At 59.4% G+C, this 15,765-nt stretch carries 20 protein-coding genes and 1 pseudogene; 19 read left to right on the plus strand and 2 right to left on the minus strand.

Annotated features, from left to right (window positions below):
• The first annotated feature begins 1 nt into the window (after position 1).
• The 18 genes from ACI7M0_RS06585 (at position 2) to ACI7M0_RS06670 (ending at position 14,416) form a co-directional block, all read left to right on the plus strand.
• Entirely contained in the window at positions 2-478 is a 477-nt protein-coding gene (locus ACI7M0_RS06585; RefSeq protein WP_129932376.1) for a head-tail connector protein, read from the plus strand.
• Complete coding sequence (locus tag ACI7M0_RS06590) at positions 478-819, plus strand: phage head closure protein (RefSeq protein ID WP_129932412.1); 342 nt, start codon at positions 478-480, stop codon at positions 817-819. The genes ACI7M0_RS06585 and ACI7M0_RS06590 overlap by 1 nt, the downstream gene beginning before the upstream one ends.
• Positions 812-1,297: an HK97-gp10 family putative phage morphogenesis protein gene (locus ACI7M0_RS06595; protein WP_129932375.1), complete on the plus strand. Its 486-nt coding sequence runs from the start codon at positions 812-814 to the stop codon at positions 1,295-1,297. Before ACI7M0_RS06590 ends, ACI7M0_RS06595 begins: the two co-directional genes overlap by 8 nt.
• Positions 1,294-1,662 carry a DUF3168 domain-containing protein gene (locus ACI7M0_RS06600; protein ID WP_012053489.1) on the plus strand — a complete coding sequence of 123 codons (369 nt, stop codon included), beginning with the start codon at positions 1,294-1,296 and terminating at the stop codon, positions 1,660-1,662. The genes ACI7M0_RS06595 and ACI7M0_RS06600 overlap by 4 nt, the downstream gene beginning before the upstream one ends.
• A 65-nt stretch (positions 1,663-1,727) precedes the next feature.
• On the plus strand, positions 1,728-2,462 hold the full coding sequence (locus ACI7M0_RS06605; RefSeq protein WP_129932374.1) for a phage tail tube protein: 735 nt from the start codon (positions 1,728-1,730) through the stop codon (positions 2,460-2,462).
• Positions 2,463-2,470: 8 nt separating this feature from the next.
• The gene (locus ACI7M0_RS06610; RefSeq protein WP_129932373.1) at positions 2,471-2,947 is read left to right on the plus strand and encodes a phage tail assembly chaperone family protein, TAC; all 477 of its coding nucleotides are present in this window, start codon (positions 2,471-2,473) and stop codon (positions 2,945-2,947) included.
• Positions 2,948-3,021: 74 nt separating this feature from the next.
• Entirely contained in the window at positions 3,022-3,165 is a 144-nt protein-coding gene (locus ACI7M0_RS06615; protein ID WP_405314558.1) for a hypothetical protein, read from the plus strand.
• Between the two features lie 61 nt (positions 3,166-3,226).
• Positions 3,227-3,553 carry a superinfection immunity protein gene (locus tag ACI7M0_RS06620; RefSeq protein ID WP_129932371.1) on the plus strand — a complete coding sequence of 109 codons (327 nt, stop codon included), beginning with the start codon at positions 3,227-3,229 and terminating at the stop codon, positions 3,551-3,553.
• A gap of 47 nt (positions 3,554-3,600) precedes the next feature.
• Positions 3,601-6,027 carry a phage tail tape measure C-terminal domain-containing protein gene (locus ACI7M0_RS06625; RefSeq protein WP_129932370.1) on the plus strand — a complete coding sequence of 809 codons (2,427 nt, stop codon included), beginning with the start codon at positions 3,601-3,603 and terminating at the stop codon, positions 6,025-6,027.
• Positions 6,024-6,506 (plus strand): DUF1833 family protein, encoded by a 483-nt coding sequence (locus ACI7M0_RS06630; RefSeq protein ID WP_129932369.1) that lies wholly within the window; start codon positions 6,024-6,026, stop codon positions 6,504-6,506. Before ACI7M0_RS06625 ends, ACI7M0_RS06630 begins: the two co-directional genes overlap by 4 nt.
• A gap of 2 nt (positions 6,507-6,508) precedes the next feature.
• A complete protein-coding gene (locus ACI7M0_RS06635; RefSeq protein WP_129932368.1) occupies positions 6,509-6,928 on the plus strand; it encodes a hypothetical protein in 420 nt (139 codons plus the stop codon).
• Positions 6,900-9,998 (plus strand): host specificity factor TipJ family phage tail protein, encoded by a 3,099-nt coding sequence (locus ACI7M0_RS06640; RefSeq protein ID WP_129932367.1) that lies wholly within the window; start codon positions 6,900-6,902, stop codon positions 9,996-9,998. The genes ACI7M0_RS06635 and ACI7M0_RS06640 overlap by 29 nt, the downstream gene beginning before the upstream one ends.
• An 11-nt stretch (positions 9,999-10,009) precedes the next feature.
• A complete protein-coding gene (locus ACI7M0_RS06645; RefSeq protein WP_129932366.1) occupies positions 10,010-10,492 on the plus strand; it encodes a hypothetical protein in 483 nt (160 codons plus the stop codon).
• A gap of 43 nt (positions 10,493-10,535) precedes the next feature.
• Positions 10,536-12,446: a hypothetical protein gene (locus ACI7M0_RS06650; RefSeq protein ID WP_405314559.1), complete on the plus strand. Its 1,911-nt coding sequence runs from the start codon at positions 10,536-10,538 to the stop codon at positions 12,444-12,446.
• Between the two features lie 10 nt (positions 12,447-12,456).
• Complete coding sequence (locus tag ACI7M0_RS06655) at positions 12,457-13,197, plus strand: hypothetical protein (RefSeq protein WP_405314560.1); 741 nt, start codon at positions 12,457-12,459, stop codon at positions 13,195-13,197.
• 96 nt (positions 13,198-13,293) lie between these two features.
• Positions 13,294-13,725 (plus strand): lysozyme, encoded by a 432-nt coding sequence (locus tag ACI7M0_RS06660; protein ID WP_129933953.1) that lies wholly within the window; start codon positions 13,294-13,296, stop codon positions 13,723-13,725.
• A gap of 53 nt (positions 13,726-13,778) precedes the next feature.
• Entirely contained in the window at positions 13,779-14,084 is a 306-nt protein-coding gene (locus ACI7M0_RS06665; RefSeq protein WP_371920370.1) for a hypothetical protein, read from the plus strand.
• Positions 14,085-14,119: 35 nt separating this feature from the next.
• The gene (locus ACI7M0_RS06670; RefSeq protein WP_256658294.1) at positions 14,120-14,416 is read left to right on the plus strand and encodes a hypothetical protein; all 297 of its coding nucleotides are present in this window, start codon (positions 14,120-14,122) and stop codon (positions 14,414-14,416) included.
• 15 nt (positions 14,417-14,431) lie between these two features.
• On the opposite strand, the gene ACI7M0_RS06675 is transcribed toward ACI7M0_RS06670, so the two are convergent.
• Entirely contained in the window at positions 14,432-15,043 is a 612-nt protein-coding gene (locus tag ACI7M0_RS06675) for a hypothetical protein (RefSeq protein ID WP_129933956.1), read from the minus strand.
• 94 nt (positions 15,044-15,137) lie between these two features.
• Between ACI7M0_RS06675 and ACI7M0_RS06680 the strand changes: the two are divergent.
• A pseudogene (locus tag ACI7M0_RS06680) lies at positions 15,138-15,260 on the plus strand (DUF2514 family protein); the annotation flags it as partial.
• Between the two features lies 1 nt (position 15,261).
• Here ACI7M0_RS06680 and ACI7M0_RS06685 read toward each other — a convergent pair.
• Positions 15,262-15,765, minus strand: a complete 504-nt coding sequence (locus tag ACI7M0_RS06685; protein WP_129933957.1) for a hypothetical protein — start codon at positions 15,763-15,765, stop codon at positions 15,262-15,264.

The raw sequence follows: 15,765 nt of genomic DNA on the forward strand, positions 1-15,765 counted from the left end.
CATGTCCGTGATCGCCATCGACATCGCCATGCACCATCTGCTAGCCGAGCCAGACGACCAGGTGCTGGTACAGGCGCAGCTTGAGGCGGCAGAAGGGGCGGCGATGCAATTCCTAAATCGACGCTTCTATCTGGATCAGGTAGCGCTCGACCAGGCCCGTGCCGGCGTTCCGGCGGCGATGCGGGCGGCCAAAGAGGCGAATGCCGCCGCCGTGGCTGACGCCGAGGCCGAGCCGGACAATGCACTACGCTGCCGCCTGCTCGAGCATGCCCGGCAGGTGCTGGCCGACGCCTACGACCAGGCCGACGCAATCGCCTATGGCATGGTGATCAATGCCCAGATCCAGGCGGCCTGCTTGCTCAAGCTGGGCCACTTGTTCGCCAACCGCGAAGATGTCGTCACCGGCACCATTGCCACCGAGCTGCCGCTGGCGTCCCAGCATCTGCTGATGCCGCACCGCATCCGGATGGGTGTGTGATGCAGGCCGGCAGACTGCGGCACCGCATCGACATTCAGGAGCTGAGGCCGGTGCGTGACCCGGTGACCCTGGAATTCGGCGAACCTGAATGGGTCTCCCGCTGGGAGAAATGCCCGGCCAGTGTCGAAGACTTGTCGGCCAGGGACTTCATCGCGGCTCAGGCCGGCCAATCACAGGCCACCAGCAGGATGGTGATCCGGTACCGGCCTGGCGTGCTTCCAACCATGCGCATCATTCACCGAGGCGAGGTTTACAGCATCGTCGGCCCGCCACTGGCTGACCCAAAGTCCGGTCTGGACTATCTGACGATATTGGTCGAGAAGGGGGTGAAGGATGGGTGACGGTGTCGATTTCAGCATTCTTGGCTTGGACAGCCTGCTGGGAAAGTTATCGGAGGTCAGCGTTGATGTTCGCCGCAAGGGTGGCCGGGCCGCGCTTCGCAAGGCTGCCCAGGTGGTGGTGCAGAAGGCTAAGGCAGGCGCTGAGCGCATCGACGACAAGGCCACTGGACGGTCGATATCGGACAACATCGCACTGCGCTGGAATGGGCGGCTGTTCAAGCGCACTGGCGACCTGGGTTTCCGGATCGGTGTGCTGCACGGCGCGGTGCTCAAGGATGGCGGAGATCTCAGCTCAAACGCTCCGACGCCTCACTGGCGCTTGATCGAGTTCGGCACGGAGAAAATGCCCGCCGCACCATTCATGCGCCCGGCCCTGGCCGACAGCATCAGCGAGGTGACCAACACTTTCGTCACCGAGTACGAGAAGGCAATCGACCGTGCCATTCGGCGCGCAGCGAAGAAGGCGGCAGGCTCATGACACCACCCATCGTACAGGCCTGCCTGCAGAGCCCTGCCGTTACCGCGCTGCTCGGCGCCGGGACTGGCATGCGCCTCTACTCGTTTGGCGAAGCGGAGCAGGGCGTGACCAAGCCATACGCTGTTTGGCAGATCGTCAGCGGCAGCCCCGAGAACTATCTGGCTGGCCGCCCGGATCTAGACAGCGTCACCCTGCAGGTCGATGTCTACGCCGCGACCGGCGATTCTGCCCGAAAGGTTCGTGACGCGATCCGTGATGCGGTTGAGCTGGACGCCTACGTCACCCGCTGGGGGGTCGAAGGTCGCGATCCAGAGACGAAGAATTACCGAGCCAGCTTCGACGTGGACTGGATGGTTCACCGGTAGAGCTGCAACAAACCCCAATAGCCCGCCCAGTGCGGGTTTTCTTTTGCCCGCAATTGGAGAGACCCATGGCGATTCTCGCTCAAGGCACCCAGATCTACGCCCTGGTGCCCAAAGTTGGTAACCCGTCCGAGTTCGAAGTTATCGAAATCGAGTGTGCAACGGCGTTCAACCCGGGCGGCAACCCGGCTGACCAGGTTGAGGTGACCTGCCTCAGCGATACGGTCCGTAAGTATCTGCGCGGCCTGCGCACGCCAGGCCAGGCTTCGCTGACACTCAACGTCGACCCGCGCAACCCGTCCCACGTTCGCCTCCACCAGATCTCCGAGGATGACACCATCGAGAGCATTCGTTGGGTGGTGGGCTGGTCCGATGGCAAAGATATCAAGCCGACTGTTGGCGTCGCTGGCGCAATTGCGGCCATCGAATTAACCAGCGGCGGTTCCGGCTATACCTCGGCGCCTACCGTTGCGTTCTCTGGTGGCGGCGGTACCGGCGCTGCTGCAACCGCGATCATCGAGGACGGCAAAGTGATTGGCTTTAACATCACCAATGCCGGCTCCGGTTACACCAGCAAGCCGAGTATCACACTCACCGGTGGCGCCGGTACCGGCGCAGCAGCTTCGGCGATCCTGGGCGACGCGGATGACTTCGTGTTGCCGTCGACCCGAACCTGGTTCTTGTTCGACGGCTACGTATCTGACTTCCCGTTCGATTTCGCGGCGAACGCGGCGGTGACCACTGCTGCCACCATCCAGCGTTCCGGCGGCTCCGCCTGGATTCGCAAGACCACCAACGCCTGAGGTAACGCATGAAACTGACACTCGACGCGCTCAAGGGCGTAGGTTCGTTTACCGGGCGTCCGGTGGAGAAAGAAATCAGCTGGCTCCAGAACGGCACCAAGCTCACCGCAACTGTGTATGTCCGTCCCTTGGGCTATCAGACGGCTGTCAACGACGTGCTGTCGTTCAACGGTAAGCACGACACCATCGCCGGCAAGATCGCTGCTTCGATCTGCGACGAGCATGGTTACCCGATTTTCAGCAGTCCGATGGACATCACTCACGGCCCGCTTGATCCGGTGGAGCTGGAAAAAGACCCGGAGAGCACCAAGCGCTTAGGTTCGCTTGACGGAGCCCTGTCTGTCGCCCTGTTGCTTGCCATTCAGCAGGTCAATGACTTGGGAAAGACGAAGAGCTCACCGAGCGAGACGAGATCTGGCACGAGCTCGTCCTCTCCGGGGTCGGGGGCTCGACGATCGCGCAAGCCAAGGAAACCCTCAGCCTGAGCGAGTTCCGATCTTGGGTGAAGTACAGGAAGCGCCGCGGAACTCTTCACATCGGCATGCGTGTAGAGCGCTCGATGTCCATGCTGGCGGCGCTGATGGCAAACCTGCACCGTGACCAGAAGAAGCGGCCGACTCCTTACACCTGGAAGGACTTTGCACTGCATGAGGATGAGGAAGGGCCAATCTCCCTTGAGGACGCTATGAGCACATGGGCGTAGCGGTTTTCGCTATTCGCCGATGAGGTGTTAAATTGGCACCTTTCAATCCAAGGGAGTGGCCATGGAATTCCTCACCGGCAGCTACATATTGATCGCTGCAGCCTCATTTTTTCTGTACATACTCCCGATGATGATTGCTTTTCATCGACATCACGAAAATTACACCGTGATTTTCTTGGTTAATCTTCTGCTGGGTTGGACAGTAGTCGCTTGGGTTGTCTGCCTCATTTGGTCTCTCATTGGAAAGCCGAGGGCTTTTGGCGAAATCAAGAGCTCTCCAGTATCGCAATCCAGGTATGAGGAGCTCGAAAAGATTTCTGAACTTCGTTCCAGCGGAGTTCTAACGACCGAAGAATTCGAGAGAGAGAAGTCTCGAATACTGAAATGATATCGAAACCCGCCAATCGGCGGGTTTTTTAATGTCCGGAGAAAGTAATGGCATCAAGATCTCTAGGCACTTTGACTCTTGATGTCATTGCGCAAGTCGGCGGCTTCGTAGCCGGCATGGATAAGGCTGAGCGCACCTCGGAGAAATGGCGAAAGCAAGTTGAGAAAAATGCTAAAGCTGTAGGTACGGCAATAGGTGCCGGGCTCGCTACGGGTATTACTGCCATAACGGCGATGACCATTTCAGCGGTAAATTCCGCTTCTGAAATAGCCAATTTGGCCGCTGTGGCGAACGTTAGTACCACTGACTTCCAAAGGCTGGCAGTGGGCGCCAAGACTGTTGGAATTGAGCAAGACAAGCTTTCCGACATTCTCAAAGACGTGAATGACAAAGTTGGTGATTTTCTTAACACCGGCGGCGGGGGAATGGCTGACTTCTTCGAGCAGATCGCTCCGAAGGTAGGGGTTACTGCCGAACAGTTCCGAAACCTCAGCGGTAGTCAGGCGCTGGGGCTTTATGTATCCAGCCTAGAAAAGGCAAAGGTCAGTCAGTCCGACATGACTTTTTACCTCGAAGCGCTAGCCAGCGATGCCACCGCATTGCTTCCCCTTCTCCGGAACAATTCCGAGGGGTTCAAGCGGTTTGGCGATGCTGCCGAGGCTGCTGGGTCAGTTATGGATGAGAAGACCATCCGGGCGGCTCAAGAGCTTCGAGCGGCGAACTGGTTAGTTGATCAGTCCGTCAGCGGTCTCGCTAATCAACTGACGAGCGCAATGCTGCCAACGCTAGCGAATTTCGCCACTAGGTTGAACGATGCGACCATAAATGGCGTTTTGGCCAAGCGTGTATCGGATGACCTGGCCGCCAGCCTGCGTGCACTTGGCAAGTTTGCTGTCGGCACGGTAGCTGGCATCCATCTACTTGGCGTTGGGCTCAAGACGCTATCTGATGTCGATAACGCCATGGTTGGCGGTGAGGGCGCTAAGTGGTGGGATCGATACCTGCCTCCGGTGAGGATTTACAACGCATTCAAGAACGTCGACGCCATGGGCAAGACGATCAACGATGCGAAGGCCCAAATGGGGGATCTCGCCGTAGGGTATGGGGACCTGATGGCGTCATTCGATGAAGAGCCTGGCCAGGGTCCAACGAACCAGGTTAAAGAGCTGGCCGATCTCCTCGAACAGATGAGAAAAGGTCAGTCAGGAAACTTCACAGCTATCACGCCGGCCCAGCAGGAAGCCGCCAAAGCAGCCGAAGCAGCAGCCAAGAAGCTGCAGGGCCAGTTCGACACTGCCGAAGAGGGCTACAAGCGGCAGATCGCCCTGATCAACACCGAAACCGACAAGCGCAAGGAGGCCACCGAGGTCGCCAAGCTTCAGTTCGAACTGGAGTCGGGCAACCTCACGGGCCTGAGCGCCAAGCAGCAGGAGCGTTTGAAAGGCCTGGCAGCCGAGCTGGACCAGCTGAAAAAGCTGAAGCAGGCCAAGGAGGATGACAAGGCGGTCAGCGAGTTTGGCGCAAGCGTGAAGCGGCAACTGGACATCGACCAGCGCGCTCTGGACGCGCCATTGCTGAACGCCTATAGCAGCGACGAGATGAAGCAGCGGGCGCTGGATCTGCTGGCGATCGAGCAGGACTACCAGGACCAGCTTGAGGATTTACGGCAGCGGCACGAAGCCGGCGACGTTTCGGATTCGGCGTATGAGCGCGAGACGAAAATTCTCAATGATGCGCTGGAAGAGCGTCGGGCCATGCAGGAGAAGTACTACGAGGACATCGACAAACTTCAGCTCAACGGTACGGCCGGCTTCCTCAGCGGCTTTGCCACCCAGGCCGAAGCCGCGATGGACCTTTACGGCAGCATGCAGCAGGTCGGCGCCGATACCTTGGCCAACCTGACGGATGCTGTCACCGAGTGGGCCGAGACTGGAAAGCTCGATGTCGAGGGCTTTGCCTCAACGTTCATTCAATCCATGGGCAACGCGCTTCTATCCTTTGCCGCCGCGCAGGTAGCCATGGCTGCCCTGAACGCCTTCGTTTCCATGATCGGCGTTCCCTTCGTGGGTCCAGCGATTGCACCTGGTGCTGCAATCGCCGCCGCCGGCGCCGCTGGTGTGCTCATGTCCGCTGTTGGCGCCTCGCTGGATGGCCAGGCGCACGACGGCATCGATTACGTGCCGGCTGATGGCACCTGGAACCTGAAGAAGGGCGAACGGGTTACCACCGCCGAAACCAGCGCGAAGCTTGACCGCACATTGGATAGCGTGGCGAAAAACTCGAATCAGCCTGGGGCTCTGAAGATCATCAACAATGGCCCGCCGGTGCGGGCGCGTCGCGAAATGTCCGAGGGCGAACTGGCAGTGATCCTTGATGCAGCTGAGGACAGGATCGCCAGTGGGTTCGCCCGCGGTACAGGCAAGGTCAGTCGTGCCGCCGGGGCGGCCTACGGCTTGAGGAGGGACCCGAAATGACGGCGCTTGAAGTTGTTTACGCCTCGGGTGGGGATGACATAGTTCCAACGCTGGAGATTTCCTGCCCTGCCTGGGACAAGACGCTTTACCTGGTGCAGGACTTCGAAGACTTCCGGGCAACGACCGAGGCCGGCAAAACAGTCACGTTCCTGGCCTCGGCCATCGACGTGGCGTTGCCAGCCAAGGACAACAGTGGTGCACAGACGCTGACCTTCGTTATCGACAACGTAACGGGCGAAGCGCAGCAGCTGATCGATGCATCACTCGAAGCCGAGGCCAGGGTCACCATCGTTTACCGCGAGTACCTGTACAGCATCCCCGGCGAGCCTGCTGACAGGCCATACCGGATGACATCGTTCGGCGGGACCATGGATGGACCTACGATCCAGATCGAGGCCGGCTATTACGACCTGATCAACATGATGTGGAACAGGTTCCGCTACACCACCGATTTCGCTCCAGCACTGACCTACCAGTAGCCATGTACGACAAATATTTCACCGCGACGTATGAAGACGGGGCGCGGGGTGAGGTCGTGGGCGGCCGATATCTGCTCGACTGCTGGGGCCTGGTCCTGGCTATCCGCGAGGAAGTGCTCGGCCTGCCGCCTCTGCCTTCTTTCGGGCCAATCGACCGCCGGGACCTTCGCTCATCCGCCAAGGCCTATGCCAAGTACTCCGACCTGATGCCAGTTGGGCCACCAGTTCCTGGGGCAATTGCCGCCGTGATTCATGGTGGGCTGTGCACACACGTCGGTGTCGTCGTCCTGATTGACGGCGAGTTGCGGGTCTTCGAGACCAACCCCGTTGCAGGGGTAACCAACATGCGCTTGATCGACTTCGAGCGATCCTACCCAAAGGTCAAATACCATCGTGATCGAGATCTTCCCGAGCAAGCTTGAAGGCGGGCCGCTTGAGCGCCATCCGTTGGAGCAGGCCACTACCCTCGAGGCGTGGCTGAAGGCCAAGGTCAAGGGTTACGAGCCAAGGCCGGTACCGCCGATCAGCATCCTGGTGAACGGCGAACTGGTTGTGCCGTCCGCCTGGTGTGAAACTGAGGTTGGGCCGGATGACCAGGTGGCAATCTACATCGAGCCAAAGGGCAGCTCTCTCAAGACCATCTTCAAGCCTGGCCCGCTGGCCAAGCTGTTTGGCCTGGGCAACCCTTTCGACCCGGTTAAGCCGGCCACGCCCAACATGCAGAACCGGAGCTCGAAGGAGCTGAACCTGTCGACGGTGAAGGGTAACCTGCCCGCACTGAATGATGTGATCCCAGAACTGGCAGGCTCGCCGAAACGGTTCCCGGACCTGCTGGCGCCGGTTCATCGATACTTCGGTGATCCCAACGAGCAATGGGCGGAATTGCTGTTGTGCATCGGCAGGGGCAAATATCAGGTGTTGCCCAGCAATATTCTGGTCGGTGACACGCCGATCGCTTCCCTTGGCGGTACCGCCAGCTACGCGATTTATGGCCCTGGCGAAGACTTGGCCAGCGAGACAGCCGCCCAGTGGTGGCATAGCGCAACCGAGGTTGGGGCGACCAACACCGGCAATGCCGGGCTCACGCTGACTACCACAGTTGCAGTGCAGCAGCAGTTCTCTGGCAGTGCCGTTCAGGCGAGTGACTTTGTGATCACAGTTCCGGAGGGGGCAGGGTGGTTCCCGGCCGGCTGGGCGGCCGGCATGATTGCTCGCATTGAGGTGCCTTACTCGTACACCTTCACCGCGCCCGCCGATGGTAGCGCCACGGTGATCATCGGCAAGCACCTGCCTATGCTGTTGCCCTTTGTTGGCATGAAGATCGAGATCACCGGTGCCAACGCCGGCGAGTATGTCGTGGCCACCTACGACCCGGAGGTGCCAGGCACTCCGGAAGTGCCTGGTAGTGCTTCCATGGTGACCGGCAGCGCAGCGCCGAACCGCTTCAACTTCGATGTTGTGCCGCTGAGCTTCACCGTGAGTCGCGGCGCGAGCACGTTTCCCGTGACGCTGAACACGGCCACCACCAACCTGGCCGGCTTGGTGTCGGCGGTGAATAGCGCATTGGCTGGTACGCCGCTGGTGGCCAGTGCTTCTGCTGGTCTGCTGCGTATTGCCGAGCAGACCGCGCCATTCAGCGGCGTTGGGCTGGGCCTTACTGGAACGACTTCGGACATTTTCGGGGCCAGTCCGGTGTTCGTAACCGGCACCAAGTCGGAAGCTGCGACTGATGGCCAGTTCGCGAAGATGACCCTGGCATACGACGGAGGTGCGCCGGTTATCGGCCTGCAGGTCGGGGAGTTGCTATCGACCATCGGCTACCGCGACCTTCGGTATCGCATCACAGCGGTTGCCGACGACTCCGAGGAGGATGACGAGGACACTCCGGAAAACGAAGCGCACGGGCCGTCCGCCATCACCGTCGCACGCTTGACTGACACCGGCGCCGTGCATGACGAATGGGAAGGATTCGACCCTATCGAAACCAACGATGTGAACATCGTCCTTGATGGTTCGACCACCGAGGGCGATTGGTCCGGCCCCATCGCCGCGCTGCCTGATGGTGAGGTCACCCGTCGGCTTGAGGTGGACTTCTTCTTCCCGCAGGGGCTGATCCGTTACACGGACAAGAACGGCAACCCACGCCAGGTCAGCGTCAAGGTCGAGATCCAGTACCGCGACATCGCGACAGCGGGTGATTGGACATCCGTGACTACGACGTACACAGCCACATCACCGGACCAGATGGGCTACACCCGCAAAATTTCGCTGCCAACCTTCATGCGCCCGGAAGTGCGCGTGCGTAGGATCGGCGAGGAGTCGACCAGCTCCAACAAGCAGGACCGCGTGCAGTGGTATGGCCTGCGCGCCAGAATCGAGCGAGCGCCGCGCCGCTATGAAGGCGTCACGGTCATGGTGGTTTACATCAAGGGCAGCAACCGGCTTTCTGCTCAATCCCAGACGATGGTCTCGGTCCGGCCAACCCGGGTGCTGCCGGTGCGCAGCGGAGGTGCTTGGGCTGTCGAAACGCCCACCAGGGACATCGTACCGTGGCTCGCTCACGTCGCTCGCAGCATTGGTTATACCGACGACGACCTTGACCTGGCCGAACTGGACCGCCTGGATGCGATTTGGCGGGCGCGTGGTGACAAATTCGACCTTGAGGTGAATGGCCAGGAAACGGTGCTTGAGGCGCTAAACACTGCGCTGATGGCCGGCTTTGCTGAGTTGACCATAGACCGTGGGCTGATACGCCCAGTGCGTGACGAACCTCGGTCGGTGTACGAGCACCTGTACACGCCGCAGAGCATGGTGGCGAGACTGGTCCGTAAGTTCACCACGGTGCGGCCAGACGATTACGACGGGGTAGATGTCGAGTACATGGACGAGGACACCTGGCAGAAGGAAACAGTGAAGTGCCGTCTACCTGGTGACCAAGGACTGAAGACAGAGAAGATCACGCTGAGAGGGGTGATTAACCGGGATCGGGCTTGGCGGATCGGGATGCGGCAGCGGCGGCGGTACAAGTACCAACGTCACGGCTATACGTTCTCTACGGAGCTCGCCGCGATGAACAGCCGGTACAAGAGCTACTGCGCCGCCTCCGACGACATACCTGGATACGGGCAGAGCTCATTGCTGATCGACCTTCAGGAGGGCAATGACCTGACCCTGTTGGAGAGTTCGGAGCCGCTGCCGTGGGAGGAGGGGGCCAACCACGTTGTGGGCCTTCGCCGCCCAGATGGCACGCTAAGCGGCCCATGGCCGGCAACCCGGGTCGACGAGACCAGGCTGACGGTTCCCCAGCTCGACTTCGTTCCGGATCTGTCGTGGGACATCGAGCCGCCGCACCTGCAGTTCGGCACGACCACCCGCTGGAGCTACCCGATCCTGATCGAATCCATCAAGCCGAATGACTTCACCGCCGATGTCGAGGCCGTGAACTATGACGCGCGGGTCTATGCCGACGATGACAACTTTGCACCGACCTGAGGAAGGGCCTGATGCATTCGATACCTGACAACCTTCCGCTGCCGTTGCGCGAGGGCTATGGGTTCGCACCGGTGAGCCCCATCGAGCGAACGCCTCTGGTTACCGGCAGAGCAATGCAGCGCCGGCGCTACCGGACGGTTCCCACCCTGGTGAACGTCTCTTGGATGTTCACGGCCACCGAGGCAAAGCTGTTCGACGGTTGGCGCAAGTGGGGAATCAAGTGGGCGGACTGGTTTCTCTGTCCGCTCAAAACACCGCTGGGCCTGCAGCCGACCCGGGCTCGGTTCACGGATACGCCAGTGGTGCCGGAGCTAGTGGGTGTCGACCTCTGGCGCTACACCGCAGAGCTGGAGCTGTTCGAACTGCCCATCGTTGACGAGGCAGAGTTCACCTCGCTGCTCGCCGGTATGTCGATCACGGTAATGACGGCCCAGCTGCGAGCCTTGCTGGAGCGCTGGTACACCAAGTCGTGGCCAGGCGCCACGGCTACCTAATTCTCTGCCCACTTCGGTGGGCTTTTTTTCGCCTGGAGTAAACATGAGCGGAGCAGAAGATCTCGCACGCTTGACACAAACGATCGACACGACAAATGAGTTGCTCTTGTCGGAAGAGATCAAGATGGTGGACGTTGGCGGCGGAACCCTGCGGCCGACCAACGCCAAGGTGTTGGCCGATCTTTCGACGCAGATGAGTGGAGCGCTCATCTACACCAGCACTGCGCTTGGTCTCGCTGGCACCGTGTCCGGAGGGTATTTCAGTGTGTTGGCCGCTGACGCCTCGGACTACCTGATCCTTTACCGAAATGAGGCCGGGGTCGCTGTAGAGAAGAAGCGCTACCCCTCATCGCAGGCGCTGTCCGAGGTGCAGGACGTGATCCGGCAGATCGAGGCGGAAGAATCCGATGCCTTTAGCTTCGAAGATGAGTTCCGTTACATCCTGATGCGCTTGCTTCGCGACGGCACACTTGATCTGCTCGGCGGCCAGTTGAGGAACAATGGTGACGGCCTAGAAGTGAGCGACCCTAACGGCTTTATCGTCGCTCGTTTCGGCTCCATGAGCAGCTTCGTGAACGGCCTGACTTTCCAGCCCACGGAAGAGGAAGGCATCGAGTTCTCTGACGAGAACCGCTTCATTGTCGGTCGGATTGCGCCCGGTACCGCCTACTTTGGGCTGCCTGCGGCTCAGGGCACGCTGACACCGATTGCTGAGGCACTGCTGGATCAACAGATCCGGACCTACTTCAAGCAGGTCCTGGGCTATGGTCAGTCGCTTGCTCGCGGGTATTTTGCAAAGCCTGCCATCTCGACCGTTCAGGAATATCAGAACGTCATGATGGCCAGCGGTGTGAAATCGAGACCTGGTGACCCTGGCTATACCCCTGACACCTTTGCTCCGTTGGTTGAGTCGGACTTTGGTGATGAGGGCGAAACGCCTGTGTCAGCCCTGTGTAACGGCCTGGTCCGCCGTGCTGTAGCTGATGGTGAATCGGAGGCTGACTGGATCATGGTTGGGGCCGCCACCGGCCGCGGCGGCCGGTCGGTTGAGCAGTTGTCAGCCGCCCCCCTTGGTGAAGGCTATTACGAGAAAACCATCCAAACGGTTCGTGATGGCCTGGCCGCTGCAACGAAGCTGGGTAAGACCTACTCGGTGTGGGCGTACACCTGGGACCAGGGTGAAAGCAACTACACCACCACAGTCTCCACCAAGTCGGCGTACCAGTACGCTGAGTACATGATGGCGATCTTCGATGGGATGACCAGGGAAATCGTCGGCATAACCGGACAGAAGTTCCGACCGTACCTCTTCACTTATCAGGTAGCGGCTCACAGAAAGTACGACCTGGACAACATGAGCATCGCACTGGCCCAGTGGCGCTTGAGCAGGAAACGGCCTGACGTGGTGCTTGCAGCGCCGGCTTACATCTTCCCGACTGTCGAGGACGTGCTGCACCTCACCAACGAGGCCTCCTGGCTGCTTGGCGAGTATCGATCGCGCGCCATGTACGAAACGATGGTTCGCCGCTCTGGAAAATGGCGGCCGTTGGAGCCCGTTAGTGTCGATTGGAAATCCCAGGCTATCGACATCAAGTTCCATGTTCCTCGTGGGGAGCTGGTCCTGGATAACGCTCTGGCCGCGTTGACGGCGAACTTCGGCTTCGACATTCGCGAGAACGGAATCCTGGTCACCGATCTCATCAGCTCGGTCAGCGTTACGGCTTTCGATACTGTTCGCATCTCGCTTTCGCGCGCCGCCGCCCCGGACAGCACATTGAGCTACGGGCGAGGCCGACCTACCGATCCAAAGGCATCCGGCCCAGCCACCGGTGCCCGGGGCAACCTGCGGGACACACACGGCCTGTACGACCAGGTTCAGTCCCCGCTTGGCAACACGTTCGCATTGCACAACGCCTGTGTGATGTTTGAGTTCAACCGTAGTACTGGGTTTTAAGGAGTTAACAATGGGTGTCCGATTGGTTGCAAAGGGCGTTGATGCCGAGAGTGTGGCAACTGAGTACGCCGCGCCTGTACGGCGAGGGCTTGAGGCGGTGCATTTCTTGAACACCAGCCTGACCAAGGCTGCGCGGAATTTCGCCCCGGGCAAGGCGCAGAGCAAAGTGGTGGGGGCCCCAGTCCCTCAAGCGGCTTACTTGAGCTGCAAGGGCACGGTGAATCTCATCGAAACTGCTATGTCCGAGACCGAGTCCATGACGATGTTCGTCATCGCCAGGACAGCCGCAGACGGTTCGGTGGTGGCTGATCGCCCCATGTTCCTGGGTAACTATCAAGGCCAGGCCGGTGATGGCGGCGCTGCTTACGGTGTGAGCATTTACCTCTCGGCCTTGAACCGCATCACCGCAACTGCAGGTTATGGCTCGGACGCCGGAACCAACACCAACGTCCTGGCTGGCGTGACCAAACCGGCGGTGGCGAACCTGTGGGGCCTGTACATGATCCAGGTTACCCCTACGGCTGTTGTCATGCGTGACTTCACCAGCGGGCTGACCCAAACGACCTCGGCATCGCTGCCGCGACGGCTGGCGACTGGCAAGATCAGGATCGGTAGCGGTCAGACCAACCTTCTCGGCGCATGTGACGTTGCTGCGTTCCAAGGGCATAGCGTTGCCCTCACCGAGACGGAAATTCAGACCACCGTAGCTGACCTGCGGGCCTATGCCGCGAGACGCGGGATTACCGTCTAAGCCTGATCATTTCACACGACCGCCTTGAGCGGTTTTTTTGCGCCTGAATTCATGCAGCCCGCCATGCGCGGGCTTTCCTGTACCTGGAGTAACCCTATGAGGACATCGCAACGCGGCTTGAGCCTCATCAAGTCGTTCGAAGGCCTGCGCCTGCAGGCCTATCAGGATTCAGTAGGCGTCTGGACCATCGGCTACGGCACCACCCGGGGCGTTAAGGCCGGGATGAAGATCAGCAAGGAGCAGGCGGAGCGCATGCTGCTGAACGACGTGCAGCGGTTTGAGCCAGAGGTGCAGCGCCTGGTAACAGCACCGCTGAACCAAAACCAGTGGGACGCCCTGATGAGCTTCACCTATAACCTGGGCGCAGCCAATCTCGAATCGTCCACGCTCCGCCGGCTGCTCAATGCGGGCAACTACGCAGCCGCTGCCGAGCAGTTCCCTCGTTGGAACAAGGCTGGCGGTAAGGTGCTGGACGGCCTGGTCCGCCGGCGGGCCGCTGAGCGAGATCTGTTCCTGGGGGCGGCGTGAGCGACTGGGTGACGCGGCTTGCGGGCGCCGGCCTGCTGATTCTGATCGGCGTGATGGGGGGCACCTGGGCGGCCACCGGGCACTTCCGACCTCTACTCGACGATCAGCAGAACATATCTGCCCAGTGCGCGGCCGCTCGCGACAACCTGGCAGGCCTGGCGCAGGAGCAGGGCAAGGCTCTGGGCGACCTGACCCTGGCCGCGAACGCACGCCAGGCAGGGGCAGAGAAAGCGGTGGGCGAGGCCAAGTCCAGCGCAGGCATCGACTACGCCGCGGCGAATCGGCTGCAGCAAGAGCGTACCGGCGGCGACCAATGTGTGGCGGCCACCTCGATCATCGACAAGGAGCTAGACCTATGAGGCTGGGGCTGAACTCGCACACCTGTGGGAGCGGAATGGGTCTTTTCAAGACTGCCCGCCGCGTAATCCGTGGCTTCGCCTATGGGAGCGGGCTGGTGCTGGCGCTGGCCGGGTGTGCAAGGGAGGTGGCGCCGCAGGTCCAATACGTGCGCGTCGAGGTGCCTGTGCAGGTGCCGTGCCGTGCGCCAGATGTAGCGGTACCACCTTGGGCAGCGGCCGGCCTGCGCAAGACCGACAGCCTTGAGGTGAAGGTGCGGGCGCTTCTCGCTGAGCGTCGGCAGAGGGTCGGATATGAAAAGCTGTTAGAGGCAGCAGTGTCAACTTGTCGTTGATCGCCGGCTTGAACGCTAGAATTCCATTGAAGCCCAGTAATCTATAGACTTTTCGTCCACCCTTCTCGTGAGTCGATTGTAAATATCAGCTCTTATTCCACCTTTCTGCCCCATTGTTTTGACGTTGCGGGCATATTGCTGCAGCGCAATTCTCATGAACCCGTTGGCGCTCAAGCTCTTGAGGTGTAGCAAAGTCTTTTGGTCTGCAAACACCTCCGCGCCCACCAGGTCCATCGTCCGCTGCGAAGTGTTGAAATTCTTCTGCTTGCTGAAGTCTAGAGCATGCATCAACTCGTGGTGAAGAGAGTTATATTTCCAGAGCCAAACCGCGCCCTCATGTGAATCAGGGGGTAAGCAGTTTTCGTTGATGAATATAGCGCTTCGGCCCCTGCCATCTAGGAGGAAATTTACGGTGACCCCGCCAGCGCCTTCCATGCCATAATTTTTCAGATCAGCAGTGTCGTCGTTGAAGTAAAGCTTTTCGTCGTAATGAACCCCGCATAGGTCCAGCAGATCGGTTCCTTCATTCATCTTTTCAGGCGGCACAAGGTAGACATCGCGTGTCAGGCCTGCGTATCTACTGGCCAGGTCATGGTATGCGGCTTCAAAAAATTCAGCTCCAAGCATAACGTTACTCCATGATGACTGTGGGTCTTGCAAGTGGCATTCTGCCACTCGTGCAGCCTCTATCACCAGATGCAAAGCAGCCATCTAATCCCCGATGGTGCTCTCCGATCTGCTCACACGGGCTGATGCTCGAGCGGGAGAGCTCGCGAAAGCTTATGATCGTGCCCGAATTGCGGGACTGACATGCGAAGCATCTTATGATGCGTTGCGCAACTGAGTCAGCTATTTGTCTTGTCTTTGTTTTTGCCATTGTATATCTCTTCGTATTTACGCAGAAGTTCTTGAAGAGATTCAAGTTTCAATGAGTTTTTCTTGCAGATACTGTAGTTCTCGACGGTGTTAATCATCAAGTCGCGTAGAGTTGGCTTTTCCTCTTTCAGAGGCTTTAAGCTCTCCGGTGGCTCCATGAGAATGCTGGGGGGGAGTTGGAAAACTGGAGCTATGAATGATTCACCCCTCCTTATACTGTCCTTCATGTCTCTCGTAAAAGGCACTGGAGAACTGCGGTCCAGTACTGCTACCGCCCAGCCTCGCATTTCTTCGTCAGATTTTTCTGAGTTGAGAATGTTTACCGCCATCTGAACATAGTCTTTTTTGACTGCGTCTGCTGATGTTTGCGACTGGAGCACCCATCCGAAAACCGCTACGATAATTGGGACGGCGATAGTTGCAAATATAGTGGAGATTGCTTGCGCTTTCTCAAGTTGTTCTTTAGTAGGCAT

Origin of the sequence: Pseudomonas sp. 10(2024) (assembly GCF_045164175.1) — a bacterium.
In the GTDB taxonomy this organism is placed as follows: domain Bacteria; phylum Pseudomonadota; class Gammaproteobacteria; order Pseudomonadales; family Pseudomonadaceae; genus Aquipseudomonas; species Aquipseudomonas alloputida.